Annotated in this window: 14 protein-coding genes; 2 read left to right on the plus strand and 12 right to left on the minus strand. The window is 46.5% G+C overall.

From position 1 onward, the window contains the following. Positions 1-61: 61 nt before the first annotated feature. A complete protein-coding gene (locus QUB14_RS07010; protein WP_333214762.1) occupies positions 62-2572 on the plus strand; it encodes an ATP-binding protein in 2511 nt (836 codons plus the stop codon). 524 nt (positions 2573-3096) lie between these two features. Here QUB14_RS07010 and QUB14_RS07015 read toward each other — a convergent pair. From QUB14_RS07015 to QUB14_RS07030, 4 genes are all read right to left on the minus strand, one after another. Beyond that, complete coding sequence (locus QUB14_RS07015) at positions 3097-4824, minus strand: ATP-binding protein (RefSeq protein WP_333214764.1); 1728 nt, start codon at positions 4822-4824, stop codon at positions 3097-3099. After that, positions 4812-5813, minus strand: coding sequence for an ABC transporter substrate-binding protein (locus QUB14_RS07020; protein WP_333214766.1), 1002 nt, complete (start codon positions 5811-5813; stop codon positions 4812-4814). The genes QUB14_RS07015 and QUB14_RS07020 overlap by 13 nt, the downstream gene beginning before the upstream one ends. Before the next feature lie 781 nt (positions 5814-6594). Next, entirely contained in the window at positions 6595-7029 is a 435-nt protein-coding gene (locus QUB14_RS07025; RefSeq protein ID WP_333214768.1) for an MAPEG family protein, read from the minus strand. After that, positions 7030-7467 (minus strand): DUF6220 domain-containing protein, encoded by a 438-nt coding sequence (locus tag QUB14_RS07030; RefSeq protein WP_333214770.1) that lies wholly within the window; start codon positions 7465-7467, stop codon positions 7030-7032. Between the two features lie 92 nt (positions 7468-7559). On the opposite strand from QUB14_RS07030, the gene QUB14_RS07035 reads away from it, so the two are divergent. Next, positions 7560-8303, plus strand: coding sequence for a LuxR C-terminal-related transcriptional regulator (locus QUB14_RS07035; protein ID WP_333214772.1), 744 nt, complete (start codon positions 7560-7562; stop codon positions 8301-8303). Between the two features lie 195 nt (positions 8304-8498). On the opposite strand, the gene QUB14_RS07040 is transcribed toward QUB14_RS07035, so the two are convergent. The 8 genes from QUB14_RS07040 to QUB14_RS07075 all read right to left on the minus strand — a co-directional run bounded on the left by QUB14_RS07040 (position 8499) and on the right by QUB14_RS07075 (position 18351). Beyond that, entirely contained in the window at positions 8499-9215 is a 717-nt protein-coding gene (locus QUB14_RS07040; RefSeq protein ID WP_333214774.1) for a methyltransferase domain-containing protein, read from the minus strand. A 363-nt stretch (positions 9216-9578) separates the two neighbouring features. After that, a complete protein-coding gene (locus QUB14_RS07045) occupies positions 9579-10652 on the minus strand; it encodes a M14 family metallopeptidase (protein WP_333214776.1) in 1074 nt (357 codons plus the stop codon). Positions 10653-10797: 145 nt separating this feature from the next. Beyond that, on the minus strand, positions 10798-11496 hold the full coding sequence (locus QUB14_RS07050) for a DUF4276 family protein (RefSeq protein ID WP_333214778.1): 699 nt from the start codon (positions 11494-11496) through the stop codon (positions 10798-10800). Further along, the gene (locus tag QUB14_RS07055) at positions 11496-12599 is read right to left on the minus strand and encodes an AAA family ATPase (RefSeq protein WP_333214780.1); all 1104 of its coding nucleotides are present in this window, start codon (positions 12597-12599) and stop codon (positions 11496-11498) included. The genes QUB14_RS07050 and QUB14_RS07055 overlap by 1 nt, the downstream gene beginning before the upstream one ends. A gap of 102 nt (positions 12600-12701) precedes the next feature. After that, on the minus strand, positions 12702-14288 hold the full coding sequence (gene ndhD1, locus QUB14_RS07060) for a photosynthetic/respiratory NAD(P)H-quinone oxidoreductase subunit D1 (protein ID WP_445251811.1): 1587 nt from the start codon (positions 14286-14288) through the stop codon (positions 12702-12704). A gap of 519 nt (positions 14289-14807) precedes the next feature. Next, a complete protein-coding gene (locus QUB14_RS07065; RefSeq protein ID WP_333214877.1) occupies positions 14808-16853 on the minus strand; it encodes an NAD(P)H-quinone oxidoreductase subunit 5 in 2046 nt (681 codons plus the stop codon). 361 nt (positions 16854-17214) lie between these two features. Continuing rightward, complete coding sequence (locus QUB14_RS07070; protein WP_333135247.1) at positions 17215-17592, minus strand: thioredoxin family protein; 378 nt, start codon at positions 17590-17592, stop codon at positions 17215-17217. A gap of 45 nt (positions 17593-17637) precedes the next feature. Next, positions 17638-18351, minus strand: coding sequence for an NnrU family protein (locus tag QUB14_RS07075; protein ID WP_333214782.1), 714 nt, complete (start codon positions 18349-18351; stop codon positions 17638-17640). Between the last annotated feature and the right edge of the window lie 112 nt (positions 18352-18463).

Here is an 18463-nt window from a genome sequence, read left to right on the forward strand (position 1 = left end):
TTTTTTATTGAGTGTAAAAATTGCAACTGTATCACAATAGGATTACCCCTATCTGCTTGTTATGGAAATAGATCGTGTGCCATTTCTGAATCGCCTCCGGCGCACCATGTCCTCTGCGGAAGCTTGGGGGTTTAGTGTGGTTGGATATCTGATGTGGTTTACCTTAGCGCCGTTGATCCAAGCAGAAATTGGCTCTGCATCGCTGTGGGTCTGGATTCCTGGTGTTATCGTCGGAATTCTGTTTAACCTTCAAGTTCAGAGTTTGGGTGAGAAATACCCAGATGTATCTGGAGGAACACCAAATTACATCACGCGATTGCTCCATCGTTACCCTGCCCTTTCCCGCTACTTGGGCATTGCCTACTACTTGGGGTGGGTTTCCTTTCCGGCCATTAATGCGATCGTTCTCACAAACTTGATTCAATTCCATTTAGAACCGATGGGGCTGAATATTCCAGAAAAAGTGTTTGAGATCGGTTTTACTGCGATCGCTTACTTTTTAGCATTAAGTGGCACCCGCGCCGTCGCCATTCTGCACCTCTTTTTTATCTTTCCTTCGATCGGCTTTTTACTCCTCTTCTGCGTTCAGGGTTTAGGCTGGCTTGCCTTTTCGCCCCAAAGCCCCGGACTCTTGCCCAGCAGCATTGATGCCATCAGTGTCCAGGACTGGCTCAAATGGTACTTGTTTGCCGCTTATAGCTTCTATGGCTGTGATACAGCTTCATCCTTTGTAGCAGACAGTGTGCACCCAAAAGACACCCTCAAGGCGCTGTCTTGGGTTGCCTGGTTCATGCCTCTAGTGTTTGTGGGTGGCCCTTTAGTGTTGGTGCAGTTGGCAACCGCTGCCGGTTTAGAAGGCAATTTGTACGGCAATTTCCTGGCGGCTGCCAAGCCTTTCTGGGGAGACGCTGCCCCTGCCCTAGTCACGTTGCTGGTTGCCGCTAGCTGTTTGTTGGGATCTGCGACTAGCGTTTGCAATACGCCCCGCATCCTTTTCCAACTCGCGCAGGATGGGCTGTTGTCTCCGGTGTTTGGCGCAGTGTCCCGTCGAGGTTCCCTAGAACCCGCGCTGCTGCTAACCTTTATCTGTAGTTTAGGATTTTTAGTATGGGGCAACACCACTCGAATTGTCGTGGTGTCAGGCGTGAGTTTTTTCATTTCTATCATGGGGTTGCACTTGGGGCTGTGGATGCAGCGCAACGATCCAGTCGTGCGTTGGGGGCGACTATCCTTAGCATTACTGGTGGTGGAGTTCATTTCCCTGGTGGTGGGTGGTTTTGCCTGGGGATGGATGGATTTTGGTCTGGGATTGCTGTTGCCGTTAGTAGTGATAGCGATCGACGCTGCGATTCTGCGGATTCCTTGGGCATCTTTGCATTTACCGTGGTGGGATCGACTCCATACCAAGCCAGTAACTCCTCCTAAAAACGAATACTTTGTGGTTCTTCAGGTCGGAATTTTGATTGCGCTGATTTGTGGTACAGCGACGATCAGTTGGCTGATCCGCTCCAGGCTGCGGGTAGAAGCCGGAACCAACAATCCCTATCTGCTGATTATTGTGTTGATGACACTGGCATTTGTGGGAGTGGCGATTGCTTGCTGGACAACTCTGCCCCAGGTTGCTGCGATCGAAGAATTAGCAATCTCCTCGACAGCGCAAGCTAAAGAACTGGAAACGACCCTAAACGAACTGAAAAAAGCCCAGATGCAAGTTATCCAAAGCGAAAAAATGTCTAGCTTGGGACAGTTGGTTGCGGGAATTGCCCATGAAATCAATAACCCGGTCAACTTCATCCACGGTAATCTTACCCACCTGGACGAATATACCCAAAATCTGTTGCGGATGATAGAACTCTATCAACAGCGCCATCCCAGCAACGATCCAGACGTGCAAGCAATGGCAGAGGAAATCGACTTGGAGTTCGTCACTGAAGATATCCAAAAAATCGTGTCGTCTATGAAGGTAGGCACCGAGCGAATTCGCGGTATTGTCGTCTCGTTGCGGAACTTTTCTCGCATGGATGAAGCAGATTTCAAAGATGTTGATATCCATGAGGGAATTGAGAGCACATTGCTGATTTTGCAACACCGGATCAAAGATAGATCGGATCGTCGAGCCGTCGTAGTAATCAAAGACTATGGCAAATTGCCCAAGGTGGAATGTTTCCCCGGACAACTCAATCAGGTATTCATGAATATTTTGGTGAATGCTCTGGATGCCATTGAGGACATGAATACCAAACGCTCCTATCAGGAGCTTAAAGACACCCCGCCTCAGATTACAATTCGGACTTCTGCGATCGACAATCAATGGGTCGAGGTGGCGATCGCTGACAACGGCATGGGTATGCCAGACCCAGTGAAGCAGCGGATTTTTGACCCGTTTTTCACCACCAAACCCATCGCTAAAGGTACTGGTTTGGGGATGTCGATTAGTTATCACATCATTACTGAAAAACATCGCGGTACAATCAAGTGCTGTTCTACACCTGGCTCAGGCACTGAGTTTGTGATTCAGATCCCCATTCGGCAACAGACAATTTCAGGATTCCCGATCCCTGCTGAATCTTAACCACTTCGCGTTCAGTGCAGCCCTCAAACAATCTGAGGCGGTACCATAATCGATCGGGGTGTTAATTACCGCCAACTGCTCGATATCAAGCCGTAAGAATCTTAGAAGCGCGATCGCCCCAGTCCAAAGATCGCACTCTCCGTATAACAATAAGGATAGAAACCCGCAAGTGCGATCGCAATACCGAATTGATGGGCAATCGACCCACAGGTAATTTTGAAGTATTGGGTATTGAGTATTGCGATCGCCAGCTAACGAGCGATTGTGCCGAAAAGACCATGAACTGAAAAAGACTTTATATTACTTGTGTTCATTTGATTGTCCTATTGATTCGAGCCATCAAGTCAAGCTTCTAGCTTTTAATCGTGGCTTTTTCTAGAGTTGCATTAAGGGATTAACTTCAGCTTATAAAAAGAATATCACAATTATGATCGATTGTCAATTTCGGGTCATGGCGATCGCGCCTCCCTTATTAATACTCAAAAATACCGCCTGTTTAATAAACAATTCTATATTGCCAACCCCTAATGCTGAACAGGAATACAAATCTCAAACTCCGTCCCTTTTTCTGGCGTCGAAAAACACCTAAGCGTCCCACCATGTTTTTCAGTAATAATCTGATAACTAATCGCCATTCCCATTCCTGTTCCCTTCCCTACAGGCTTTGTTGTAAAGAATGGATTGAATATCTGTGTTTGAATTGATTCTGGAATTCCATTGCCACTATCGGTGATCGCAATTTTAACCCATTGCGAATATACCACCGAGGTACAAATTGTAATACAACATGGGTGCTTCTCGATCGAGCAAGCTACCGGTTGAGTATTTATTTCTTCGAGTGCATCAATAGCGTTTGTTAAAATATTCATAAATACTTGGTTAAGTTGTCCGGCATAACACTCAACTAGCGGTAAATCGCCATAGTCTCGAATGACTTTAATTTCTGGATATTTTGGCCGCGCTTTGAGACGATGTTGCAAAATTAACAGCGTGCTATCAATTCCTTCATGGATATCAACTGCTTTAAATTCTGACTCATCCATCCGGGAAAAATTGCGGAGTGACAGCACAATCTGGCGAATGCGATCGGTACCAATTCTCATTGAATTCAGAATTTTAGGTAAATCATCTTGCAAAAAATCCAGCTCAATATTTTCTGCTTCTTCCTCAATTTCGCCAATTGGGTTTGGATAATGCTTTTGATATAAGTGTACCAAATTTAAGAGACTGTCAGCATAATATTGTACATGAATTAGATTGCCATGAATGAAGCCGACCGGATTGTTAATTTCATGGGCTACTCCTGCAACTAATTGCCCCAAGGATGAGATTTTTTCTGTCTGAATCAGTTGGGATTGCGTTCGTTTTAAATTCTCAATTGCCTGCTCAAGCTGCTGAGATTTGTCTCGTTCTCTGGCTTCGCTATCCCGTAACGTGACTTCTATTTGTTTACGTTGAGCTATTTCTGCGGTGAGTTGCTCGTGGATTTCCAATTGTCGGAATACTTCCTCAAATGTGCTTGCCAAAAATAGAATTTCGTTAGCTGGAATCGTCTTTGGCATAGGAAAGATGCCAGTTTTTTTACTTTGGAAAACTGCTTCTGTCAAGTCCCGCAAGGGTTGCAATACATTCTTCTGAAGGAGTATCCCCATGAGTAACAAAATTGTGATGATGCCAACTAGCAATAACAATGTTGAGGTAATGAAAGTTCTGTCGGCAGCTTGCTTCATTTGGTTGAGATCGAGTAGCGCGATCGCTACTCCCCGTCGTTGGGATGTGCCAAATAAGGTACTGCTAAAAGGCATAATTTGTGCGATCGCAGGCTTGCCATCTAGTACGATATCGTAGCTGACTTCGACGCTTGTGGTTGCCGCTTGGTCGATCGCTTGCGCGAGTTGCGGATAGATCGAAGTGTATGGCTGATTAGTCGCATTCTGAGGGCTGCGCGCGATCGCCATTCCAGATGGATCGACAATCGCAATTTCCAGCACACCGGGCATCGTGGCAAAATTTTGCACAACCCGTCGCAGAATGCTTTTATTCTCCAACTCTACTAAGCCTTCTGTAGAAAACTCCAGAGATTGTGTAATTGATTGAGCCCGGTTATGAACTTGCGTTTCTAAGTCAGACTGCATCAGCCGATAGTTAAGTCCCAGAATTGCCAGTCCAACTGTGGTAATCGACAACCCAACGCTAACCAGCAAGCGCTGCGACAAGCTATGGGGATGCACGAATTTCGTCATAATTTCCATTCATTGATTGCTGTAGTTACAATCTCAGTGTTAATCTCCACATCCTGACGCGGCATCCGTCCGGCACGGGGGTCAGATTTTAATAGTTCAGCCATTTGAGCGATCGCCTCTGACAAGCGACCAGACTTAAACATCTGTTTTTGCATAGCAATATCACCCTTTTTCAGACCAGCGTAATCTTTAGCAAAAGCCTCATCCTTCTGTCCCAGGTTTTGAGCAACTTTTTGAAACACGACATTAGGCTTTGTTTCCACCGCACTCATAATATCAAACCAAGCAATGATAAATTGCTTCAATTCAGCTTTCTTTGTGGGAGTAAGAGCTAACCTAGAAACCAACGTATCAATAACTAAACTATCAACTTCCTGAGTGGTAAAAATAATATTCCCCTTGATTGCTTGGGCAGTTTCGCCTAGAAGCGGTTGCCAGATCACGGCGGCATCTAAACGTCCCTGCTGCATCAAATCAACCGCTGTTTCGTTAGAAATATCTTCAATCTTGACCTCTTCGGGTTTAATCTGGTGCAACTTGAGGGCTTCCAATAAAATCAGATGATTCACTGTTCCCAGTTTCGCTCCGACTCTTTTACCGCGAAGGTTTGCCACTGACTTGATTGCAGGTTGAGCAACAATACCATCAGCCCCATGAGAAATATTTGTTACCATCAGCACCGCAGGCTTGTCACTACGCGAATCAGACTGCACCACATCCCACAAAGAGACAAAAGTCGCGTCTAGAGTACCGCGCAGCATGGCGCGAGTCGAATCTTGTTGATTCTCAAATCGAATGAGTTGCACGTCCAATCCGCGCTGTTTGAATAAGCCTGCTTCCTGAGCATAAAGTACAATATCAAATCCTGCCCAACTGGTGATGCCAACGCGCATAGGAGCTAGTTGCTGTGGTGCAAGGCTACAAGCATTCACAATCAGGCTAACCGCCAGTGTCAAAACGCAGAGGGCACTGAGCGATCGCCATTTCGTTAAGGTCAACCAACACCTACGCAATAATTGTCTAGTCCCGGTCTGAGCTTTGCCAGTCATCTATGCAGCCTCAATGCTCTTGTTCGTCGATGATAGCAAGAACTTTTCTGGATGTCATTCCCTGAAAAAACGCCTAAAACAAATGTAAAATAGAACTATTCTGCTCGCTTATAATTCATTACCAAATCCAACCAAAGTCAAGAAATCGTCGCTGATCCCCGCACATAAGAATTCACCGATTCATCTCTAGGCAAATGTGGTTAGAACTTCTACACAACGCCGATCTTGCGATGCGAATCGCTTCCTGGAGTTGAGGGGTTCGTTGCTCTGGCGGTTCCGGGGCCGCTGCCATCCACGGTTCATTCACATGGGAAGATTCCGTCCAAGATCCCGCTCAATAACGAGATCAGCAGGAAGAGAATGCTTCCCCGCCTCAACGCATTCCCCCAAACCCCTTTTTTAAACCTAATTTGGGGGTTTTATTGCTAGGTCTTTTGTCTATAAGAGCTCGATCGAATCAAAACTTGCTCGGTACGATCGCCCTTTCCAAAAATCGCACTCTTGGCATAACAATAAGGATAGAAATTAAGAGAGCGAGCGCACCGAATTGAAGGGCGATCGACCTACGGGTAATTTTGAAGTATTGGGTATTGCGATCGGGACCTAACGACTCGGTTCAGTGGCAGACCGCCCCCAAGACACCGAACACACACGCAGAAACAGAGCGGGCTTTCCGCTGCACGCTCATTGTTCGCCGACTGTTGATAACTTCTAGCTCATTTGAGCGAGGTTAATCAATTGTGCCAAAGTGGATAAGTGCTGCGCGGAGCGCGATGAACCACACCGCGAGCGTGGAAAATAGGTAGAGGTAGAACCGAACTATGATGAGATTGAATGTGCAATGGACAGCGCTATGCAATACCCGAAACACAACGAAGACCCAGGCGGCGTTTACATACACTGCATCCACCTGCTTCGTGATGAAGAGGTATAGGACAAGCGCATAGAAAAGTACCGGAATCTCGAACAAATTTTTTAGATTATCCGATGGATTGGATACGCTAGGTGGCGAGATTTGTGCCAGTGCGCCCGGTACAGCAAAATCCTTTTGACCGAGCTTTCTAGTTGTGATAAAACTGATACGGCGGATGTACATATACACCCAGACTAGGAGTGTTAGAAACACTGTGGCAAAGAAGGGAGTAAAGATTGCTTCTTGGGTCATTTATACCTCTTCAATTTGATTATTTTGATAGTTGCTGGACGATAAAGTGGACGATATGCGATGTACAAGGCTTGAAGAAACATACAGCAACGTAAATCCAATCAGAGGATGTAGTATCTCTAGGTGAAGAGGACTCTTGAGATGAATGCTGGCAAATTGTAGTCCGAGCAGCACGGGCAAACTGGTGGCGAGATGTCGTATTCTGCGTGAGAATGGGGCGATAAACGACCCTCCCAGTAATACTAATGACAGCCCACCATACCCTCGCACTAGCCAAACATGAATATTCCACCATGCAGGATTATTGAAGTAGGCAACTCCAACCGTCAATAACTGAGCAATTAAGCAGACATTAAAGACTATTGAAGTCGCGTAAAAGCCGATCTGTATCCAACGTGTGGGAGTGCGCTCGCGGTCGGTTTCAGAACAGGTTGTCATGTCAAGTTGCTTTTGAGATTACAAGGGTAATATAATTCGAGTATTCCAATGCTTCTAGACCTCGATCGGGTACTCTTTTTGAGACCATGACCATGAAAAGTCCCTTGCAGCTTTTATTTGAAGCGATCGACCAGGTAAAGGACGAACAAGATTTGCGATCGCAAGTCCTGCCCCAAATCGGTGAGTATTTTGCAGCTAAGCGATCGGGAATCTTTTTCTTCGATCGACTGCCCTTGGTAGATAGTAATCTTCAGAAAACACTGCAAATTGGACTATCAATCGAACATAATCCTGTTGTGCGTTATCTAGTGGAGCGTCACGCTCCTGTCCATGAAGCATTGGTGGCATCTCCCAAGGTTTGGACAATAATTTGTCCCCGACCCGATCATTGGCACGTGATGGCGGGGCCGATCGTAAATAGCGGTAAATTAGCGGGTGTAGTGGGCTGTACCCGAGAACAGTCAATGCCCGCCTTTGATACACAAAATTTAGCCGATTTGAGTGCGATCTGTTTGCACTTGTCTGTTTGGGCTGCAACAGTCCGCGAAGCGAAGCTATCCGGTAGGGAATCGCAACACCAACCTTTCAAGACCTCACGCCTAACGCCTCGTGAATTGCAAATTGCCGAATTGGTTGCTTTGGGGCGAACCAACGCAGAAATCGGGAGGGAACTTTGGATCACTGAGAATTCAGTCAAGCAAGCTTTGAAGCGAATGTTCCGCAAGCTTGAGGTTTCGTCTCGTGCAGAAATGGTTGCACAGCTTTCCGCGACCAAATATAATTTGCCAAGTGTAAAAAGCTCTCCATCCAACTTGATGCAGAACACCCACCAATAAACTTAACGCTAGAAACCCCGAGAGCGATCGCAATACCGAAGTGAAGAGCGATCGACCAAATGGTAATTTTGAAGTATTGGGTTTTGCGATCGCTCTTCGGCGCGACTCGGTTCTGGGGCTTCCAGAAAACGAAAGCACCCTCACACTTGGTTTTTGTCAGTCCACTTCACGAGATTTTTCGGCTGCTGTTGATAACTACACTTCTAGCGAGGGTGGTGTTCGCCTAGCATACCAGGCATGAATCAGAAGGGTCTGTAAGAACAATACAGGTGTATCAAAGCCACTGGATGCAATTATTGATTCGACTTCAATTGGCGGTAGCACAGCAGTATTTCGACCATAAGAATCACGAAACTTTTCAATCTCCTCAGCAGGCACTTCGGCATACCTCAGCATTCGCCGCCAAACCTCGCAAAGGCTTTGGTACTCTGAAGTAGACATATCGGAAGCCAGATCCGCACTGACCAAATATCCGTTAGGGCAAAGTCGTGAAGCAATTTGACTAAAAAAGTTGCGCCGCTCATCTTGTTGCATAAAGAAGTGAGAAACCAGAAGGCAAGTCGCAGCATCGAAAGAGTGCGATGCGGGCAGTGAATCGAGATAGCCTTCGTGAAAAGTGCAACGTGACGCGATACCACACTCTTCGGCGCGTTGGCGACAGAGGTCAAGCATCGGTGCCGCAGGCTCTACCGCAGTAAACTGCCACTGTGGAAAGGTTTGGGCGAGATAAATCAATTCCAAACCCGTTCCTGCGCCGACACAGAGAATCCGTGCATCTGCAGGAAGTTCGGAAAGTACCAGGCCGATCAGTAAATGAAGTGCGTCGCGCATCGGAGCCAATTTAGCGAATCTTTTGTCGTAGGAAGAAGCGCGTTCTCGATCGAAAACGATAGATGACTCTTGATTTTGCATTCTGGACAGCCAATAAGCTTGCAATCTGTATTTTAATAGCTATCTGAATTGGATTTTAGCACCTTGCTTCAAAACTTACTGGGTTCGGGCCCAACAAAAGTAATAAGAATCCTAAAAGCTAGCTCGAAAAAAAATATAGAAAACCCCAAAACCCGTTTAATAATCGAGGTTTTGGGGTTTTCTTCCTCGCATCCGGTTCAAATTACAACTTGCGAGGGTGCGATCGCCCTTGACAAATATCGCACTGTTGGCAGAAAAATAACGCTACAAACTAAGAGAGCGATTGTACCGAATTGAAGGGCGATCGACCAAATGGTAATTTTGAAGTATTGGGTATTGCGATCGCTTACCGTCGCAACTCCTTCAGTCCATCAAGGCTCGTTTACAAAGATCAAGTCCTTGAGTTAAGCATTGTTCTCGCCACTTGCGAGATATGGGTGCAAACATTTCTACCAACTGGTCTGTTGTCCATTCATAGCTTTCGTCTGACTTACCCCACCAGTAAGCACGATTCTCCGCCCGCAATGCCTTCAAGACTTTAATCGTTGAGTAAGTGCCAAATTCTGCAGTTAGTAAATCATAGCGACACTCTGGTAGAAGAGCTTGGCACCAAGTTTTTAATCCACCGCGAATTGGATATGACACACCTTCTGTATTGTTCGGTTCTATTGTTTCTGCTCCAAATCGTTGAGCTAGTCTTGAACAAGATTCTGATGTTGCAGATCCGTCAAGCAAAAGCTTATAAGTTCCCCAGCGTCCTAAACCTGTGTGGAAATCAATATGCACTACCTCTGAAGCATGGCCAATCCATTGGGGCAAATTGCTAGCTAGAATCTCTTGAGTTTTGGATGGAGCATGACCACCAAAGAAAAGCCCCTTTGGAAAATCGTATTGCCCTACAGGAAGAGTGTTTCTCAAACTGGTCATTCCATATCTCAATATAAGCCAGAGAGCTTGAAGAATATAGGGTTCAATTCGTGAGGGAGGTGAAATGGGATTGAGAAAGGAATTGAATTTAGGATAATCCTTTGGGCTGCCCTCAAAAACTTCTTCAGACAATAAAAAGTTACGGTTTAAGTCTATGTTGTTTTCATTCCAACGTCGTCGCCATGCAAAACCATAAGGATTCAGAGAATGAATAAGTACAACTTTAATATCAGGTGACAACGATGTGAGAAGTTGGTGCTTTTCTAACAAGGTAAGTTGGATTGCCGATCCCAAAAACCCTTCTACTCCATGCAAGCCACTAGAAATGACTACACATCGTCGTGGGTTTGAAGAACCACCGATCGCCAGATCAATAGTTAATTCTTCATCAGTTGGACTAACCCGATCAATTGGATAGGCTGTGTGCTGATAACCCAAAGATGAAGATGCTGCTCGAAATCGCTCTCGTGCAGTAATGTAGTTGGGTGAAAATGCTTCTGAATAGCTCATAAATCTTGATTACCCACCAGTAACCTTACAACTATGCCTCAAAAGACAACTCACACGGTATAACGGTTAGCATCACCGGTAGCAGGCAAAACAGAAACGAAGCCAAGAGTTAACAATCCGTCCGGTGTATGGGTTTGCTAGACAATCAACTACTAATGGCTTCCCCCTTCAAAGATTCAAGTCGTGACAACCATTTGTTAAAGTGAGAGCATTTGCTCCGAATTACTTGCAATCCAATTTTTTCAGCTAACTGTGGTCCAAAAGTAGACTTCGCTTTTCCGTAATCAGGAAACTGCGCTATGATACGCTTGCTAGGTGCTGTTTGCGGCCCATCATTGATTAACTCAGGTGTCTGATATTGACTAGCGATAGCTTGGAGAGCTTCAATCTCTTTTGTGCGTCCGGCATCAAGATATTCAAAACACTTTGGGGCAGAAAAGAGGTATGCTTCATATTCATGTAACTGAATATAAGGAATGAACCGATAGTCACCAATATCTGCTGCAAAGCGTTCCTCTAAAAATTCAACCCGCCGTATCGGATCTTGACGCATACGCTCAGATTCAGCTAATCCCGGAAAATCAGGGTGAATAGCATACAAATCAATCATGGTAGTAAAAAATACATCGGAATTGCTATCTTCCTTGAGCGAGCGCAGGATATCGTTTTTCATCGGTGCATAATTGCGTCCACCACCGCGGTGCACTTTCCCATTTTTCCTAGCATGAGCAATTAGCCTAGGACGATTCATAAACACCTTATGTAGAGCTAAGTGCGGTTTGATCAAAGTGTCAGCGAATGTCTGCTCGGTTTGTCCTTCGGCAAATAGGTAGAGACGCACCATTAATGTGGACCTCCCCCAATGATATTTTTCTCCCAAACTTCTCCCAGACTATATTCGTCGAGCCAAGCATCTAATTCTGTGGGATTTAGCCTTTTAAATTGCGACTCCTTACCCTCTCGGTTCACCGCAATTATATCTTCAGGATCAAAATTATCCAAAAAAGAACTAGATTGGGTACTAATGAGAATTTGTGTATGAAGTGCAGTCTTACTCAACAAATCAGCCACAACATTTAGGGCATAGGGATGAAGCCCCAACTCCGGTTCATCAACAACAATAAGTTCTGGAAGTTCATTTTCTGGCTGTAAGAGCAACGTGGCAAGGCAGATGGCACGTAAAGTACCATCTGAAAATTGATGCGGCCCAAATACCTGATCTGACTCCATTTCTCGCCAGTTGAGAATGACATGATTAGATGCGTCTGGCTCAAGAACAAAGTCATCAAAGAACGGTGCAATAAGACGGATGGTTCCGATAATGCGCTGATAAGCTGCACCCCCATTCTCTTCACGAAACCTCAGAAGTAATGCAGCTACATTGCCAGCATCAGACATTAACCATCGATTATTGCCAATATAAGAAGATTGACGCACGGCTGCCGTAGATGATGTGTCGTGAAAGTGATACACACGGCAGCGGTTGAGCAAGTATCTGAGCGTCTTAGCCGTTTGCTTGCCTTCCTCTGCTGCTTTGATGATTTGGGTTTCCTTATGTCCTGCACCCAGTTCGTCAGTTCTAGGGGATGGCCAACCCGTTTGTAAAAAGCTCAAGGTTTCTTCGGCAAATATCAGCGTATCACCAGCCGCATGAAACAGCCGCATATGGTAGGTATCTACCCCATTGTCAACTTCAAATTCCAGCTTTGCTTCTATCTGGGGCGTTATCTTAGGTCCAAAATGCAAGAGAGATTGGGCGCTCCCGGACGTGCCAATGTAGATTTGGAAGCGTCCAGCCATCATCTCGTTGAGCATCTTGAAAAACGAGATCAGATTGCTCTTGCCTGCTCCATTTGCTCCAATCAGGATATTTAGGGGATGCAACTCAATATCTATTGCCTTAATAGACTTAAATCCATTGAGGGTTAATCTTTGTAGCCTATTCAAAAGTCAGTCTCCTAAGTCTGCGATAATGTGTTTGCTTTAGAGAAACCCCCAAACCCTATTCTTAAAAGGGTTTGGGGGTTTTCTTCCTAAATCCAGTTTAAATCACAACTTACTCGGCTCGATCGCCGGAGCACGCAGAGAGACAGTTTTATCCGCAGCAGCCTTAGCCACAAGCGACGGCACAGAATCGCGCAACTTTGCAGTCAACTGTACAGTAGTCGCATCGTAAACCTGAGTCAACATCTTAGGATACAAACCAATGCCAATAATCGGCACTAACAGAGCCGCAATAACAAACACTTCTCGCGGTTCCGCATCCACCAATTCCTCGTGTTCCGACAATTCCTTATTTTCAGGCCCGTAAAAGATTTCGCGCAGCATCGACAGCAGGTAAATCGGAGTCAAAATCACCCCTACAGCAGCTAGAAATACCACACAAACCTTAAAAACAGGATTGTAAGCATCGCTCGTTGCAAAACCCACAAACACCATCAATTCTGCTACAAAACCGCTCATTCCAGGCAAAGCCAAAGAAGCCATAGAACAAGCAGTCCACATGGCGAAAACCTTACGCATTTTCTGTCCTACACCGCCCATTTCATCGAGCATGAGCGTGTGAGTGCGATCGTAAGTGCAGCCCACCATAAAGAACAAACTCGCCCCGATTAAACCGTGGGAAACCATTTGCAGCATTGCACCGCTGGTTCCCAAATCGGTAAACGAAGCTATCCCAATCAGCACAAACCCCATGTGCGAAATCGAAGAATAAGCAATTTTCCGCTTCAAATTGCGCTGAGCAAAAGAAGTTAATGCCGCGTAAACAATGTTAACCACACCCAAAATTACCAAGATGGGTGCGAAGGTAGCGTGAGCATCCGGGAGCATTCCCGCATTCATCCGCAGTAAAGCGTAACCGCCCATTTTTAGCAGAATTCCTGCTAGCAACATGTGGGCGGGTGCGGTTGCTTCGCCGTGAGCGTCAGGGAGCCAAGTGTGCAGGGGAAAAATTGGCAGTTTGACGCCGTAAGCTATTAAGAAACCTGTGTACAGGAGCAATTCTACATTGGGGGCGTAATCTTTAGCTGCGATCGCCCGCATATCGAAAGTCACCGTATCGCCGTAAAACGCCATCGTCAGCGCGCCAACCAAAATAAACAGCGAACCTCCTGCCGTGTACAGGATAAACTTAGTTGCTGCGTAAAGGCGCTTTTTGCCGCCCCAAATCGACAAAATCAGGTAAACCGGCACTAATTCCAGTTCCCAAACCAGGAAAAACAGCAGCATATCCTGCACGGCAAAAACTGCTATTTGGCCGCCGTACATCGCCAGCATCAAAAAGTAAAAAAGCTTCGGTTTAAAAGTGACTGGCCAAGCTGCTAAAGTAGCTAAAGTAGTAATAAAACCCGTCAGCAAAATCAGCGGCATCGACAAACCGTCAGCACCCACAGACCAATTTAAATCGAGTTGCGGCACCCAAGAGTAACTTTCTACCAGTTGCAAATTTGGATTGCTGAAGTCGTACTGAGTGTAAAAAGCGTAAACAAGTAGGGCAAAATCGATCAAACCCACAATTAGGGCATACCACCGCACCGTCTTGCCATCCTTATCGGGAATTAAAGGAATCAGCAAGGACGCAGCAATGGGAAACAGAATTGTTGTTGTTAACCAGGGAAAGTTAGCTGTATCCATTGCGTTTTAAAATGATCCATCAGTTATTAGGTTTAAACACATTTTGCCAATTTTAGCCTAAATTTTATACTTTCTTTAGACGGAACATTTTTTTTTGCTATTATTTGGACAATTTATGCGATCGCAACAGTTAAGTTGAATGAAAGATTTATTTCTATTTGCTAATTGTCAATTGTGAGTTCTTGAGCTAATACCCGTTCTTAAAATATCTTCTGGTGGGAAATGGCATTGCCCATTGGTGTCAACTTAAGCCGATCATCTGCAATTCCGCGAGTCCGCCAGGGGTTTCAACCCCTGGCTAATAGCGAAAGTCCTCTGAAGAGGACTAATAGATATCTCCAAAAAAGCCAGTATTGAACAGACAAGATGCCTGTGCCACAATAAGAGGTTTAAGGAGTTCTTCAGTCCTCTTAAGAGGACTTTAGCTTTGAGACAGGGAATTCATTCCCTGTCGGACTGTCGGACTATCGGTTTTACCTGTTTGTTGACACTAAAGGATCATGCCGTGTCCCTACCCATTTAACTGACTCCTGAAAAGATCGCAAAACCCAGAACTGCGACAAACACAATCAGGGCATAAAATTGAGCGCGACCGCTCTCAAAGTATTTCAAACCTTCGCCGCTAACCAGAGTGAGAAACCCTGTTAAGTTGACGGCACCATCGACGACTCGCAAATCCACTTCCATGACTTGCCGCGCTAAACGGCGACTGCCTTTGACAAAGAGAAATTCGTTGATATCGTCGAGATACCACTTGTTGAGGGAGAACTCGTAAAGCGGTTTGATTTTTTGGGCGATCGCACTTGGGTCAATTTTACGGCTCAAATACATCAGAGAAGCCAAAGTAATGCCCAGCAAAGCAATACCTACAGAGCTTCCGCCCATAATCAAAAATTCCGTCAAATTGAACTCAGCAGCGTGTGCCAAAACTTCTTCGAGAGACTCGCCGGGAGCGCGAACAAACTGCTCGAAATAATTGGCAAACGGCGTACCGAGAAAACCGATAAACACAGAAGGTACTGCCAGCAAGACTAACGGCAGAGCCATTGTCAGAGGAGATTCGTGAGGCAAATGGTCGTGCTCATCGTGACTGTCGCCAGTTGATTCCAATTCCTTAACGTTCATCGCTCCCGGGCCAAAAACAACACCGGGTTGCAGGAGTTGCCGCTTGATAGCGCTGTCATTGCCCCGGAATTCGCCCTCAAAGGTGCTGAAATACATTCGGAACATATAAAACGCGGTCATCCCGGCCGTCAACCAGCTAACAGCCCACAAAGCGGGATTTGCTGCGAAGGCGCTGGCGAGGATTTCGTCTTTTGACCAAAAACCAGCAAACGGCGGAATTCCGCAGATTGCCAAATTTCCGATTAAAAAGCAAGCAGAGGTAATCGGCATATATTTCCGCAAACCGCCCATGACTCGCATATCTTGAGCGAGAGCGGGGTTGTGGCCTACAACTGCTTCCATACCGTGAATCACTGAACCTGAACACAGGAACAGCATTGCTTTGAAATAAGCGTGAGTCATCAAGTGGAAAAGTCCGGCACTGTAAGCGCCGACGCCCATTGCCATCACCATGTAGCCGAGTTGGGAGATGGTGGAGTAGGCGAGGCCTTTTTTGATGTCATTTTGGGTAATCGCGATCGAAGCACCCATAAATGCCGTAAAACAGCCGGTGCAGGCGATCAAATTCATGACTGCCGGCAACCCTTCAAACACTGGGTACATCCGAGCGATCAGGAATACGCCAGCGGCTACCATTGTCGCGGCGTGGATCAGAGCAGAAATCGGTGTCGGGCCTTCCATTGCGTCTGGCAGCCAGACGTGGAGGGGGAATTGAGCGGATTTGGCTGCTGGCCCCAAAAATATGAGGACGCCGAAGAGTGTCGCCAGAGTCGCGCTAAGGGCGCCGGATTCGACTAAGGAGTGCAGGCGTTCGCCCATCACCTCAAATTCAAAGCTGCCGGTGGCCCAGTAAATGCCGAGGATGCCCAGCAGCAGGCCGAAGTCGCCGACGCGGTTGGTGACAAAAGCTTTTTGGCAAGCGTCAGCAGCGGGTTTGCGATCGTACCAAAATCCGACTAGCAGGTACGAACACATACCTACCAGTTCCCAAAAAATGTAAATCTGAACGATGTTCGGGCTGATTACCAGACCCAACATCGACGCGCTGAAGATGCTCAGGTAGGCGTAAAAGCGCACGTACCCGTCATCGTGAGCCATGTAACCGTCGGTGTAAATCATCACCAAAAAGGCGACCGTAGTGACGATCGCCAGCATTACCGCTGTCAAGGGGTCGATGATATAGCCCATATTCAGCGAGAAGTCGCCAGCAGAAGCCCACTGAATAGTGCGGGTGTAGGGTGCGTGGCCCTGTAGTTGACTCCACAGCAATGCGAAAGAGAGTACCATTGACCCTCCGAGTGCGGAGACGATTAATATCGCATTTGCTTGTCGAAGTTTGTTGGTTGCCTGGTTAAAGGTGATTAAGCCTAGACCTACTAGCATTGCGCCTGCCAGCGGCAGGACTGGAATCAGCCAAGCGTATTGATAAAGCAGTTCCATGACTGATAGGTAATTTAAAGTTTCTACTAGATATTGCCACAATTCTTTACAAATTGTGGCACACGGCTGCGCGACTGGGCCAAAATACTCGATCCAATTCTTTAAGTATTGCTATAGCCGAGTGCCATCGCGAGCGAGACGATCGCACTACTTTTTTCATCGCAGGCGAGACGAGCGCCATAAACGCCGAAAATTATTCCGGTGCAAACTAAAACTATACGACAAATCTCACAGTCCTGTACCTTCAAGACGGCGAGATTTATTTTGGTGTGGGATGGTTGATGGACAAATGGGGAATGCCTTCTGCTTCCGACATAAAAGCCGAAGGCCTTCTAAACAAGAGCAGAATGCCTTGGAACCCTTATCTGTTGGCGACTTCCTGAAGTTGCAGCCGTTGAGATGGGGAAGCTACGTGAGCCGCCAGCATCCAGGAATCCAGAGTCCGCCGCAGTTCCTCGCGTCCTTTGTAGTCTTCCAATCTAAATCGAACTTTATCGCCCTCAAACAAAATCAGCGTCGGCAGACTTGTCAGCCGATAAGTGTGGGCCAACTTGAAACATTGATCGGCATTCACCCCTACGAGCTTGACTTTTTCGGCCCACTGTGCCTCAAAAGTCTTAAGGGTGGGGTCGATCGCGCGGCACAAACCGCACCAAGGAGCCGAAAAGTGAACTAAAACGGGGGTAGAGGCTTGAAACACCTCTTGTGCAAAAGTGCGTTCGCTAACCGACAACACCATGAGCCCTCAAAATTTAATAATTTTTTTTCTATCCTAGGGATCATGCTACCAGTATATGTTCCTAGTTACACGCATCAAAAAAGGATGAATTTCCCACAGCAGGCCCGTAAAAAGGAGAACCCCTACATAGGAAGGGCGCAAAAACTCAAGCAACTCAAGGGTTTGACGCTTTTGTAGGATTGCCAAAAAAGGAATAATTGAGGTTCGAGATTTGATGGTTTCAAAGGATTCTCCAAAACGAGCCTGAAGCCGCTTGTCGCCGTGCCACACTCCGAACAGGTGGTGAAGTACCAAACCGATGGAAGTGACGAGGGTAAAGCTAGTGCCAATCCACAGGGTGTGGGCGACGCACCAAATCACCTGTCCCACCATTTGCGGGTGACGGGTGATGCGAATGATGCCAGTTTCGTAGAGGTGAACTTGGGGCTTTTGGAGGGCGGCAATTTCTAGGAGGTTGAAAGTTGCTGGGTACAGAAACAGAAAGGAAATTGCCGAAAGTATCCAAACTGCGGGTTTAACTCCGGGGACGCCCTGTACTTGCCAAAGCTGCAGGCCGTCGTAGCGGTGGTTGAAAAAGTAGACAATCAGAATGACGGCTAGCGGCAAACTGACAAGGGCAAAAAAAACGCGGTAAAGTCTAGGCCCGATTAGCTTTTCACCTTTGGGCCGGAGGGCTGCTAAACCGCTGTGGGCGATCGCAAAAACCAGTAACAGGCCCAGAATAACTAAGTGGGAGTCGAGCGCCAAGTCGATCGTCATTGCAAATATTAAGAAAAGTTATTGATTCTCGGCCAATTTGTGTCACAAAGTATCTATGGGAGCATTCAGCGGTTATCAGTCAGTTAACTGTTCACTGTTCGCTGTTGACTGT

Origin of the sequence: Microcoleus sp. B3-D2, assembly GCF_036705345.1 — a bacterium.
GTDB lineage: Bacteria > Cyanobacteriota > Cyanobacteriia > Cyanobacteriales > Microcoleaceae > Microcoleus.